This is a genomic window from Bacillus sp. JJ864, assembly GCF_036963045.1.
GTDB classification, from domain to species: domain Bacteria; phylum Bacillota; class Bacilli; order Bacillales; family Bacillaceae_G; genus Bacillus_A; species Bacillus_A pseudomycoides_C.
In genome coordinates this window covers 61,226-72,292 of the sequence record NZ_JBALLY010000029.1, presented here as the reverse complement: position 1 = coordinate 72,292, position 11,067 = coordinate 61,226, and the positions used below count along the sequence as shown (strand labels likewise).

Sequence of the window (11,067 nt, the reverse complement as noted above, 5' to 3'; positions counted from 1 at the left end):
CGGAGCTGGAAGAGTCACTAGAAGAACATACGGAAGAAGTAATAAGTGAAGTAGCAGAAGAATTAGCCATGGAAGAAGTGACAGAAGAAGCAGAGGAATCTGTGGAGATAGAAAAACCTACTACAGAAGAATTACTAGAAGGTGAAACAATCGAAGAAGTAGCAGAATTCGTTACTGCCGAGGAACATCTGGAGATAGAGGCAGCTGTCGAGCTGGAAGAATCAACTGTAGAAGGTAAAGAGTTTGAGATAGTGGTAGAAACATCTTCAACAATGGAAGACTCCGATATGCAAGAAGAAACTTCAATCGTAGAAGAATCTGTTATTCAAGTGGAAACACCTGTAGCAGAGCTAGAAGAATCATTTGAAGCTGAAGTATCCGAGAAAACAGAAGTGGAGGATGAATCACTAGACATAGAAGAGTCGGTTGCCGCAGAATTTGATGAAGTATCAGAAGCAGAAAGTTTCACGCAAGAACAAACGGAAGAATTTGTGCAAGCTGATGAGCAAACACAGCAAGCTGTACATAGTTTTGCAAATGTACTAATAGAAGAAAAAGAAACGCAAGTTAGGAAACAGCCGGAAGTGAAAGCGGAGCAAAAAGAAAAGGTGATTGAAGAGCCAAAACGTGAGAAGAAACGTTTCGTTCCGTTTAATGTAGTGATGTTGAAGCAAGATAAACAGATGTTAGAAGAAAAACGTCGTGTAGCAATGACGTCACAACTTGCTCATACAGGGCCTAAGCAAATACAACATACTGAGCCGCCGGTAGAAAAGCAGCAAGTGCAAGAAGAAATGACGCACCGAGTTGTTGTAGAAACAGTGCAAGACGTTCGTAATGTTTTACAAGCGCCGCCAACATACGAGTTTCCGCCATTAACACTTTTAAATATTCCAAGTCATCCCGCGACAAATGATGCTGAGTGGTTAGAGGAACAAAAAGAGCTGTTAAATACGACATTCCATAATTTCCATATTGGTGCAAAGGTTGTGAATGTGACGCAAGGACCAGCTGTTACTCGTTTTGAAGTACAGCCAGAACCTGGTGTGAAAGTAAACAAAATTACGAACTTAAGTGATGATATTAAACTGAATTTAGCGGCTCGTGATATTCGAATTGAAGCGCCAATTCCGGGCAAAAGTGCGGTTGGAATTGAAGTGCCAAATAAAGAAAGCAAAGCTGTATTCCTTCGAGAAATTTTACGAAGCCCAGTGTTTACGAAAAGTGAGTCACCGCTTACAGTTGCACTTGGTCTTGATATTTCAGGAACACCGATTGTTACGGATATTCGAAAAATGCCGCACGGTTTAATTGCCGGATCGACAGGATCAGGAAAAAGCGTATGTATTAATGCAATTTTAACAAGTATTTTATATAAGGCGAAGCCGCATGAAGTAAAGCTAATGTTAATTGATCCGAAGATGGTGGAACTTGCGCCGTATAATTCTGTACCGCACCTTGTTGCACCGGTTATTACGGATGTAAAAGCTGCAACGGCAGCCTTAAAATGGGCAGTAGATGAAATGGAACGCCGTTATGAATTGTTTGCGCATGCAGGTGCGCGTGATTTACCACGTTATAATACAATTATGAATGAACAAGAAATTCCAGGCGAAACGTTGCCGTATATCGTCATTGTGATTGATGAGTTAGCTGATTTAATGATGGTTGCACCGGGGGATGTAGAAGAAGCGATTTGCCGCATTGCTCAAAAAGCAAGAGCTTGTGGAATTCATTTATTAGTAGCAACGCAGCGTCCATCTGTAGATGTAATTACAGGATTAATTAAATCAAATATTCCAACGCGAATTGCGTTTACAGTGTCATCGCAAGTAGACTCTCGTACAATCATTGATATTGGCGGAGCTGAGAAGTTACTTGGACGCGGAGATATGCTACTTTTAGAGAATGGAACGTCAAAACCGGTTCGTGTGCAAGGGGTATACGTCTCAGATGAAGAAATTGAAAAGTCTGTTGCGCATGCGAAACGTCAAATGAAGCCAAATTATTTATTCCAGCAAGAAGACTTATTGGCAAAAACAGAACAACAAGAATCTGAGGATGAGCTGTTCTTTGAGGCATGTCAATTTGTTGTAGAACAAGGGGGAGCGTCCACGTCTTCTGTACAGAGAAGGTTCCGCATTGGTTATAACCGTGCCGCTCGTCTTATTGAAGAAATGGAAGCGCAAGGGATTATCTCAGAAGCACGCGGAACAAAACCAAGAGATGTCCTTATTACAGAAGATGAATTTGCTGCGATGCAGGATATACATGTATAAGAAAAAGTTTTGCTGTATACTAAGAGAAAACGTTGGATAGTAAAGTAGGGAGTATAGCGACATGAAAGAAATCGAACTAAAATTACAAGGTGAAATAAATCGACTGACAAATAAGACGTTCAAGTTTGATGAGCGCGTTGGTGAAGGATGGTTTTCGGCGGTTTATTTCTTAAAAACTCGTGATATTATTAAAGAATTTCGAGCGGAAAGTGTTGTGACAATGCAATTTTTCCAAAAGGAACATGCTGTATTATGTGGAACAGATGAAGTGCTTGCTTTATTACAAACATTTGCGGAGCATCCTGAAGAGCTTGAAATTCATTCTTTAAAAGATGGGGATAAAGTAAGTCCGTTTGAAACGGTATTAACGATTCGCGGACCGTATGAGTATTTCGGCTATTTAGAAGGTGTCATTGATGGTATTTTAGGACGACGCACTTCTGTGGCAACAAATGTGTATAATGTTGTACAAGCTGCGCGCAGCGGTCAGAAAGAGAAGCCTGTTATTTTCATGGGCGATCGTGATGATCATTATACACAACAAGCCGGTGATGGTTATGCTGCTTATATCGGCGGTATGAGCGCACAAGCAACGCACGCGATGAATGAATGGTGGGGCAAAAGCGGAATGGGAACAATGCCTCACGCTTTAATTCAAATGTTTAATGGTGATGTTGTAGAAGCGGCAAAAGCATATCATAAAAAGTTTCCAGAAGATGAGCTAGTCGTACTAATCGATTACAATAACGATGTAATTACAGATGCACTTCGTGTTGCTCGTGAGTTCGGGTCAGAACTAAAAGGAGTACGTGTAGATACATCACGCACGATGATTGACCAATACTTCATTCGTCATCCAGAAGTACTTGGCACATTTGATCCGCGCGGTGTGAATCCATCTCTAATCTTTGCACTTCGCAAAGCATTAGATGACGAAGGATTCCAGCACGTGAATATCGTAGTAAGCGGCGGCTTTGATGAAAAACGAATTCGTGAGTTTGAAGAACAAAATGTTCCAGTTGATATTTATGGTGTCGGCAGCAGCCTATTAAAAATGAACATTGGCTTCACAGGTGATAACGTAGAATTAAACGGAAAACCAGAAGCGAAAGCAGGACGTAAATATCGTCCAAACCCGCGTTTAGAACGAGTTCAATTACAAGCAAGAGAAGATGCGGAATAAAGTGAAACTTCCATCAGTGCGGGGACTTTTCACCCCGCAAATTTTCTTTATTTCTCTCTGAATATTAAATGGGAAACAGTTAATTTCAAATAGTGGAATAAATGGATAAACTGGTAGGGAATTGACCCTATCAGTTTTTCTGTTATCATAGTATAACGGATTGTTTTTTGCTATAATAAGTTTGTTATGGACTTATACGGAAGCTTAGACGTGATTATAAGAAATTCGAGATGATTACCAAAATAAGAAGAAAATCATATACTGTCTTATAGATAGACCGTTGGAATAGTTCGAAATGTTGGAGGTTCTTTAAGATGACAGTTTACCATTTTGTAGGAATTAAAGGGACAGGGATGAGTGCTTTAGCGCAAATTTTACATGACATGAAGCATACTGTTCAAGGTTCTGATGTAGACAAACGTTTTTTTACGCAAACAGCGTTGGAAAAGCGTGGGATTTCTATCCTACCTTTTGATAAGAAGAATGTTGAAGAAGGACAAGTGATTATTGCAGGAAATGCATTTCCAGATACTCATGAGGAAATTGAATATGCAAAAGAATTAAATTTACCTATTTATCGTTACCATCACTTTTTAGGTGATTTTATGAGTAAGTATACGAGTGTCGCTGTAACGGGTGCTCACGGAAAAACGTCAACGACAGGTTTGTTATCTCACGTGATGCAAGGGGCGAGCCCTACATCTTGTTTAATTGGTGATGGAACAGGACTTGGAGTAGAGGATAGTAAGTATTTTGTATTTGAAGCGTGTGAATATCGCCGTCATTTCTTGTCTTATCATCCAGATTACGCAATTATGACAAATATTGATTTTGACCACCCTGATTATTTTGCAGACATTAATGATGTATTTAGTGCGTTCCAAGAGATGGCGCTGCAAGTGAAGAAAGGTATTATTGCGTGCGGTGATGATGAAGAACTTCAAAAGATTCATGCGAAAGTACCAGTTATTTTCTATGGATTTGGCGAAGATAATGATTTCCAAGCACGTAACATTCAAAAAAGAACAGATGGCACTGGATTTGATGTCTTTGTTCGTAATACGTATTATGGAACGTTCGATATTACAGGTTACGGCAATCATAGTGTGCTAAATGCATTGGCAGTTATTGCTCTTTGTCATTACGAAAACATTGATGTTGAAGTTGTGAAACAGCAGTTAACAACATTTGGCGGTGTAAAGCGTCGTTTCAACGAAAAGATAGTAGGTGAGCAAGTAATTATTGACGATTACGCACATCACCCAACGGAAATTACCGTGACAATTGAAGCGGCTCGTCAAAAACACCCAGAACGTGAAATCGTAGCAGTATTTCAGCCGCATACATTCTCTAGAACGCAAAAATTCTTAGATGAATTTGCAGAAAGCTTACGTAAAGCAGATCAAGTATATTTATGTGATATTTTTGGTTCTGTACGTGAAAATAAAGGCGAATTAACAATTCAAGATTTGCAGCAACGCATTGATGGTGCAGAGCTGGTTACAGTTATGACGACAGAAGTATTAAAGAAACATAAAAACGGCGTACTTATTTTTATGGGCGCTGGTGATATTCAAAAATTTGAAGCTGCTTATGTAAAGGAAGTACAAGTGGCGGAGAAGAAGTAAGGAAATGAAAAAGACGTGTAGAGATGCACGTCTTTTTTGTATGTGAAAAATAAAAATTTTTATACGTATTTTGCGTAATACGTGATTTGTAGATGAGGGAATAGTTTTATAAAATTAGGTTGCACAGTAAGAAAAGTGGGAGGGAAGAAATGTGCAGCAAAGGCTAGTTAATTTAAAAATTGACTTCGCATGTCAAACAGTGGAAAGAAGAGAAAATCAACCCTTGGGAAGATGCGTTTGTTCGCTGGATGTTATTACTATCTGCACATGAAGATGAATATTTAACACAAACATTGGAGGGAATTGCGATGAACCAAGATCCTATCTTACGAAAAACAATTGATAAATGGGAGAATATGAGTCATGATTCGTCCTTCCGTCTTGCCTACGAAGCTCGTGAAAAGCTATTACTGGATGAACAGGCTAAGCTTGCTCACGCTCGTGAAGAAGGATTGGAAAAGGGACGAGAGAAAGAAAGAAAGAAAAGAGTTAATTCGAGGAATGCATAAAAACGGAATGCCTATAGAAGATATTTCAAAATTCACAGGTTTAAGCGTAGAGGAAGTGCAACGGTTATTATAGCTTTGATAGGTTTGAGCTCACATATGAATAATAAAAAAGGTTGTTCTAAAAATGAAACTTTTAGACAGCCTTTTTTATTATTGACCTAGAGTCAACTCTAGATTGTAAAATGAAATTATGGAAATTAAGGAGGAAATATGATGTATACAATTGGCAAAGTTGCAGAGTTAACAGGAATGAGCATTCATACACTTCGTTATTATGAAAAATTAGGATTAGTGCCGCCGCCAAAACGAAATAGCGGTATTCGGCAATATACAGATGGGGATGTGCAGTTTTTACAATTTCTATATTCTTTAAAACAAACGGGAATGTCATTAGAGGAAATTGCGGAGTTTGCGAGTGACGGTTGTATTTTAGAAGAAATTAAGCAAAGAAAAGAAGAAGTGCAAAAGAAACAATTAGAACGTGTAATTCAACTTACAGAACAAAAATTAGAGATTTATCATGATTTTTTAGGGGAAAAGCACTTGGAGGACGATGATGAAAAATAAAGTGTAAATCTTTAATTTTTATTAACAATTTCTAACAAAAAAATGTTAGAATAGTTAGAAAAAAAGGAGAGGGAGAAATGTTTACACTAAGAGTCGATGAAGAAATCCAATTACAATTGCTAGAAAAGCATCATAAAGATGAGCTGTACGAATTAGTGGACAGCAACCGAGAGTATTTACGAGAGTGGCTTCCATGGGTCGACCGCACGAAAACGGCGGAAGCATATAATGAAATCTTTCCAATGTGGCTGCATCAATTCGCAGATGGAAATGGTTTTGAAGCAGGGATACGCTATAAAGAGAAGCTCGTTGGGATGGTTGGTATTCATCCGGTGAATTGGGGAAAGAAAGCGGCAAGTCTTGGGTATTACCTTGCGGAAGAAGCAAGCGGAAAAGGAATTATGACGCGAAGCGTAGAGGCTGCGCTCCGTTATGCTTTTGAAGAGTTAAATTTAAATAAAGTTGAAATTCATTGCGGAGCAGAAAATGTAAAGAGCCGTGCCATTCCGGAACGACTCGGCTTTCACTTAGATGGAATGATGCGTGATGGAGAATGGTTATATGATCATTTTCATGACATTGCGGTGTATAGTATGTTAGCGAGAGAATGGAAGGAAAGAAGCGTATAGTAGGGCGCTTCTTTTTTTCTGAATTCACCAATAATTAATGGCATAATATGGTTAAGAGGTGATGGAAATGGAATTTCACATAAAAAAGAATCCGAGTATGATACTGCTTACTGTTATTATGCTGCTACTGGTTGCATTTTCTCCTATAATATCATTCACGCTAAATGGAAAAGGATTGTTAACGGGACTTGTGGTAGGAATATTATTTCTAGCTGCCAACAGTATTTCTATTTCTGAAATGTTTGTGTAAAGAGAATTGGGATTTCATATATACTAGTGATCTATTAAGAGCAAAGCAAACTGCTGAGATTATTGGAGAAAAACTTCCGAATATCCCCCTTTATTTGGAACCTAGACTGCGTGAAGCAGGCGGAGGACAGATTGAAGGGACAACGGAAGAAGAAAGAATTGTAAAGTGGGGCAAGAATTGGAGAGAGCTGGATTTAGGAATTGAAAGTGCTGATAATGTTATAGCGAGAGGTCTTTCAGTCATTGAAGAAGTTGTATCTAAACATGGAAATAAGAATATATTAATTGTTAGTCATGGCGCATTTATTAGACATCTTCTAAAAGAATTAGTGCCTCATTTACATATGGCGGAATCTCCAAAAAATACGTCTTTAACGAAACTGATTAAATTAGAGAATGCTTGGGATTCAGAATTATATAATTGCACCGTACATTTAGATTAGAGTGTTATATTTTATTCAGGAATAATAAAACAAAGTATATATTTCTACATACAACTTATAGGGAGAAGACTAAGCATGATGGCTGCTTAGTCTTTTTATATTGAAGACGGTGAGGACATTTTATCCCGCTTTTCTAAAGAGGATAGGTGGGGGACAACTGCCCGTAAAAGCCCGATTGATGAGAGCTTTTCATCAGTGGGGATGAAGAAGAACCCCACTGATGGAAGTTTCACTTTATATGAATCCATTTTAATTTTTCGACATATAGATTGCTGCTATGCAGAAAAAAAGATTCTGCACTCGCTTTCTCCCTTTGTTTGAGCTTCGCATGTGGCAGAAAAAGGCCCTGACCGCTTCTACGCATGGCCAGACGCTCTCGCCCACCTAAAAAAGGGTTGTTATGTCGGTTTTTTAACTAGGATTTATATATATTCCCTCAATGTATTGACATTGATAATCATTATCTTTAATATTAATTTGATTTTTCATTTCATTAAGGGGGACTTGTATGAAGGTTCGTAGTTTGGTTAGGAAGGTTCATTTATACCTTAGTATGATAGCGGGGATATTTATTGTGCTAATTGGATTGACTGGCAGTTTGCTTGTTTTTGATAACGAATTAAATCGTATGATTTATCCTGATTTATACAAAATAACTGAGGGACAACCGGTTACATATCAGAAAGCTTTGCAAACGGTAACAAGTGCATACCCAAAGGGAGAAATTCAGCGTGTGTATACGCCAGATGATCCACATTCTCAAGGTATTTATTTGTTTAATCTGAAAGAAGGTAAAGGGACGAAATCTGTATACGTTGATCCAGGCACTGGTAACATAAATGGAGATTTAGGGGAAAAGTCGTTTTTTAATCAAGTAAAAGAACTTCATTATCATTTACTTTTTAAAGATTTTAACGGTAAAGAAATTGTCGGTATTATTGGATTTATTTTCTTTTTTATTAGTTTATCTGGATTGTATTTATGGTGGCCTGGAATTAAAAAATGGGCACGTGGTTTTGTTATACGGCGCAATAAGAATACATATGTAAAACAGTATGATATACATAAAGTCATTGGAATCATTGCTATGCCATTTTTATTAGTGGTTTCATTAACAGGTGCACTTTTTGCATACGATAAGACAATTTTTGGGTGGATCGGAGCGAAAACTAGTGTAATGCCATCGAAGGAGAAACTTATTTCTAAGCCTCTTTCAGGAGAAAAACTCCCTCTTGATCACTTGTTAAGTGAAGCTGAAAAGACGGTTCCTCAAGGGACTATTACGCAAGTAAGGATGCCAGCGAAAGCGAAAAAAGGAAAAGTAGAGGGTGCTGTGGAAATTCGTTTGAGTCGTCCATATGATCCAGGGAATGGGAATGTGAAAATATGGATTGACCAGTATAGCGGGAAAGTGTTGGCTAAACTAGATCCAAAGGTGGATGATGGACTGACGTATCAGACATGGCTTAAACCTTTACATACAGGAACGTTTGGTGGTTTATTTACAAAAGTTTTATATGTTATTGCTGGTCTTACACCATCAATCTTAATGTTCACGGGTACATATATGTGGTTGCACAAGAAAAAGAATAAGCGAAAGTTAAAACATTCTTCAGTAACTGCAGCGTAACGATAGAAGCATAAATAAGAAATCCCGTCAGAACAAAGTCTGGCGGGATTTCTTATTGTATTACACAATTTTTTTAGAGGCTTTGTTATTTGAATAGAGACGATCCCAGAGTTCGTACATTTTGTTTCTGCCATTATCAATTTCAGGATTGAATTGAATCGCAGCTTGTTTGCGAACAGTGCGGACATACTGCACTGCTTGTTGTAGTTTCTGATCAATTGTGCCGAGTCCCTTTCCAGCATGTTTGGCAATTGATACTCCTGCGGTTGTTCCTTGGGCCATGGCAATTTTTCCGCTTTCGATGCCGGTAATATTACCAGCGATAAATAGCCCATCAAGAGGCGTTTCCATCGTCTCTGCATGGTGAGGAACGTGGCCGCCAAGTTCAGGAATGTATTGAAACGGGCATCCGGCAACAGCAGCAAGCTCTGCTAGCGGATATAAGCCGCCTGCAATGCAGACGAAATCTGCATTGTAAATCGTTTCAGATCCCTGAATAATATTGCCGTTTGCATCAATATCAGCGATACGTACCCCTTCCACTTGATCCTTACCGATAATTTCAAGTGCTGCTTTCCGAAGTTGGAGAGGCGTACCATTTACTTTCATGCCGTTTTTCGGATAAAAGTTTAAGCCGATTTTTCTCATCCAGTCACTTTTCATGAAACGGCTTCCCATGCGTAACAGCGACGATGGAGCGAGATGTGATGCATGTAAGAGTGATTTCATGACAGCTTCAGGGTCACCAGCTTGTTTACTAAGGACACTTTTTTCCGGAAGGACAATCCGATCAACTGTTATACCAGCTAGTTGTAATTCATTTAAAATCGCAAATGATAAAATATTCGCTCCGATAATAACTCCTTTTTTGCCGACTTGGACGCGGTGAACATTTGTCATGACTTGCGCTGCGCCGATTGACATGACACCAGGAAGGGTCCAGCCCGGCAGCGGGATAGGGTACTCAGCGGCTCCGGTAGCTACTAGTACAAATGGTGCTTCTAGTGTACCGATACTCGTATGCACATTCCATAGGTTATGTTCTTTCGTTAAGTTGTAAACACATACGCCGCAACGAATATCGACCGCTAATTGCTGTGCTTTTTGATAAAGGCGTTTCGATTCTTCAATTCCATTCCACCACTCACCAGAAGGCTCTTGATGAAGTTGTCCGAGTAATCTGCCGCCTGGCTTTATAAATTCATCAATAACGGTCACTTTGAGACCAAATTCTGCACAAGCAATAGCTCCTGCTAATCCGGCTGGACCTGCTCCAATTACAATTACATCAATCATCGCTTTTCCACCATCCTTCTTACAATATTCGGATGCTGTTTTCCGCTTTCAACGACCATATCTTTTTCGACGGCTGTTAAGCAAGCTCTTACGTTTGGTTGCTGATTGACAGTTACACGGCATTCTAAGCAGTGACCGATGTTGCAATAAATTCCTCTAGGTGTTCCGGTATCTTCGTGAACGCGTAGTTTTCTTACTCCATTTGCTAAAAGAGCAGCGGCAATCGTTTCATTTTCATACGCTTCATATTCCATTCCATCAAATTGAAAAGAAATGCGTTCTCTAGCATTTAAATTCCCTAAAACGGGATGATTCATAATTCTAGTCATTGTTTTTCACCTACTGTTCCAAATGTTACTGGCCGAATTGGCGGCTGATATTTTAAAGGAATTTCACTAGGTGATATATTAGGAATGACGCTTTCAATAATGTTATCTAATGCAATTCTACAAGTGCGGCCTCCACAAAAGCCCATTCCTGCTCTTGTTCTTAATTTTAATTCTCTTGCTGTGCATTTATGTTGATTTGCTGTTTCATGAAGTTGTCCGTAAGTAACTTCTTCACAACGGCAAATTACAATGTTATCTTTGTTCCCCATTTGAATTCCTCCTCCATAGTTGTTCATCAAAATATTATGCAAAAAATGTGCCAATA

General features: G+C 38.9%; 11 protein-coding genes and 1 pseudogene. 9 read left to right on the top strand and 3 right to left on the bottom strand.

Going from position 1 to position 11,067, the window contains the following annotated elements; genetic code table 11:
- From V7024_RS05830 to V7024_RS05790, 9 genes and pseudogenes are all read left to right on the top strand, one after another.
- On the top strand, positions 1-2,279 hold a 2,279-nt coding region (locus V7024_RS05830), incomplete at its 5' end, for a DNA translocase FtsK (RefSeq protein WP_335516911.1).
- Positions 2,280-2,340: 61 nt separating this feature from the next.
- A complete protein-coding gene (locus V7024_RS05825; protein WP_335516908.1) occupies positions 2,341-3,462 on the top strand; it encodes a nicotinate phosphoribosyltransferase in 1,122 nt (373 codons plus the stop codon).
- Positions 3,463-3,776: 314 nt separating this feature from the next.
- Positions 3,777-5,090: a UDP-N-acetylmuramate--L-alanine ligase gene (murC, locus tag V7024_RS05820; RefSeq protein ID WP_335516905.1), complete on the top strand. Its 1,314-nt coding sequence runs from the start codon at positions 3,777-3,779 to the stop codon at positions 5,088-5,090.
- A 191-nt stretch (positions 5,091-5,281) separates the two neighbouring features.
- Positions 5,282-5,672 (top strand): annotated as a pseudogene (locus V7024_RS05815) (Rpn family recombination-promoting nuclease/putative transposase); the annotation flags it as partial.
- Between the two features lie 140 nt (positions 5,673-5,812).
- A complete protein-coding gene (locus tag V7024_RS05810; protein WP_335516901.1) occupies positions 5,813-6,166 on the top strand; it encodes a MerR family transcriptional regulator in 354 nt (117 codons plus the stop codon).
- 77 nt (positions 6,167-6,243) lie between these two features.
- A complete protein-coding gene (locus V7024_RS05805; RefSeq protein ID WP_098918490.1) occupies positions 6,244-6,795 on the top strand; it encodes a GNAT family N-acetyltransferase in 552 nt (183 codons plus the stop codon).
- 67 nt (positions 6,796-6,862) lie between these two features.
- Positions 6,863-7,045 carry a hypothetical protein gene (locus V7024_RS05800; protein WP_335516898.1) on the top strand — a complete coding sequence of 61 codons (183 nt, stop codon included), beginning with the start codon at positions 6,863-6,865 and terminating at the stop codon, positions 7,043-7,045.
- Positions 7,038-7,487, top strand: a complete 450-nt coding sequence (locus V7024_RS05795) for a histidine phosphatase family protein (protein WP_335516895.1) — start codon at positions 7,038-7,040, stop codon at positions 7,485-7,487. The genes V7024_RS05800 and V7024_RS05795 overlap by 8 nt, the downstream gene beginning before the upstream one ends.
- Positions 7,488-7,995: 508 nt before the next feature.
- The gene (locus V7024_RS05790; protein WP_335516892.1) at positions 7,996-9,117 is read left to right on the top strand and encodes a PepSY-associated TM helix domain-containing protein; all 1,122 of its coding nucleotides are present in this window, start codon (positions 7,996-7,998) and stop codon (positions 9,115-9,117) included.
- A 60-nt stretch (positions 9,118-9,177) separates the two neighbouring features.
- Here V7024_RS05790 and V7024_RS05785 read toward each other — a convergent pair whose 3' ends face one another.
- Genes V7024_RS05785 through V7024_RS05775 form a run of 3 tightly spaced genes read right to left on the bottom strand, consistent with a single transcriptional unit; the run spans position 9,178 to position 11,011 of the window.
- Complete coding sequence (locus tag V7024_RS05785) at positions 9,178-10,413, bottom strand: NAD(P)/FAD-dependent oxidoreductase (RefSeq protein WP_335516890.1); 1,236 nt, start codon at positions 10,411-10,413, stop codon at positions 9,178-9,180.
- Positions 10,410-10,742 carry a (2Fe-2S)-binding protein gene (locus V7024_RS05780; RefSeq protein WP_335516888.1) on the bottom strand — a complete coding sequence of 111 codons (333 nt, stop codon included), beginning with the start codon at positions 10,740-10,742 and terminating at the stop codon, positions 10,410-10,412. Before V7024_RS05780 ends, V7024_RS05785 begins: the two co-directional genes overlap by 4 nt.
- On the bottom strand, positions 10,739-11,011 hold the full coding sequence (locus V7024_RS05775) for a (2Fe-2S)-binding protein (protein WP_335516884.1): 273 nt from the start codon (positions 11,009-11,011) through the stop codon (positions 10,739-10,741). Before V7024_RS05775 ends, V7024_RS05780 begins: the two co-directional genes overlap by 4 nt.
- Between the last annotated feature and the right edge of the window lie 56 nt (positions 11,012-11,067).

Bases quoted from the DNA above. Each gene is read 5' to 3' on its own strand.
- V7024_RS05785 (WP_335516890.1), bottom strand. From the start codon at position 10,413: ATGATTGATGTAATTGTAATTGGAGCAGGTCCAGCCGGATTAGCAGGA.
- V7024_RS05825 (WP_335516908.1), top strand. From the start codon at position 2,341: ATGAAAGAAATCGAACTAAAATTACAAGGTGAAATAAATCGACTGACA.
- V7024_RS05780 (WP_335516888.1), bottom strand. From the start codon at position 10,742: ATGACTAGAATTATGAATCATCCCGTTTTAGGGAATTTAAATGCTAGA.
- V7024_RS05805 (WP_098918490.1), top strand. From the start codon at position 6,244: ATGTTTACACTAAGAGTCGATGAAGAAATCCAATTACAATTGCTAGAA.
- V7024_RS05775 (WP_335516884.1), bottom strand. From the start codon at position 11,011: ATGGGGAACAAAGATAACATTGTAATTTGCCGTTGTGAAGAAGTTACT.
- murC (WP_335516905.1), top strand. From the start codon at position 3,777: ATGACAGTTTACCATTTTGTAGGAATTAAAGGGACAGGGATGAGTGCT.
- V7024_RS05800 (WP_335516898.1), top strand. From the start codon at position 6,863: ATGGAATTTCACATAAAAAAGAATCCGAGTATGATACTGCTTACTGTT.
- V7024_RS05810 (WP_335516901.1), top strand. From the start codon at position 5,813: ATGTATACAATTGGCAAAGTTGCAGAGTTAACAGGAATGAGCATTCAT.
- V7024_RS05790 (WP_335516892.1), top strand. From the start codon at position 7,996: ATGAAGGTTCGTAGTTTGGTTAGGAAGGTTCATTTATACCTTAGTATG.